This window comes from Treponema sp. R6D11, from assembly GCF_054786075.1.
This window is the reverse complement of the sequence record NZ_BDHD01000825.1, coordinates 1-494: the sequence shown is the minus strand read 5'-3', so window position 1 is coordinate 494 and position 494 is coordinate 1. Positions and strand designations below refer to the sequence as shown.

At 40.1% G+C, this 494-nt stretch carries 1 protein-coding gene; it reads left to right on the top strand.

Going from position 1 to position 494, the window contains the following annotated elements; genetic code table 11:
- Nucleotides 1–139 precede the first annotated feature (139 nt).
- Entirely contained in the window at nucleotides 140–376 is a 237-nt protein-coding gene (locus ACYVTD_RS16330; protein WP_461248724.1) for a hypothetical protein, read from the top strand.
- The last annotated feature ends 118 nt before the right edge of the window (nucleotides 377–494 follow it).

The window sequence follows — 494 nt, the reverse complement described above, 5'->3', positions numbered from 1 at the left end:
ATCCTGCTGCATTCGATCATGGTGTAAGCGAGTCAGACATATATCGGGCTTTTGACACAGCTATATATGACGGTCTGTTGGACGAACCCGATGATGATGACGCACGAGACAAATATTTGTTAAAACAGAAGGAGTAACAATGGCACAAATGACAGACGAAGAAGCCAAAAGGTTGGACGAAAAATGGACAAAAAATCCGCCTAAACCGGGACCTAACGGAACAGGTTATTTTACTCAATGCAAAAAAACCGCCCATACAATAACTATTGACAATGTTACCGCCAATTATCTGAACACTAAAGCAATAGCCGACCATAAAACTCCTGCACAGATAATCGGCGAAATGGTACAGGAACGTATTGCAGCTTCTGCATAATATATGTTAGGTCATGCAATAGAGCTTGTCATCTAATTTCTTTAGGCATACCGCTTGCCCTCATTATCAAAAATCCGTATAATAAAATCAAGGTAAATTATGGGAAAAACACTGACTC

Excerpts from the sequence above, each read along its gene's own strand:
- ACYVTD_RS16330 (WP_461248724.1), top strand. The coding sequence starts at position 140 with ATGGCACAAATGACAGACGAAGAAGCCAAAAGGTTGGACGAAAAATGG.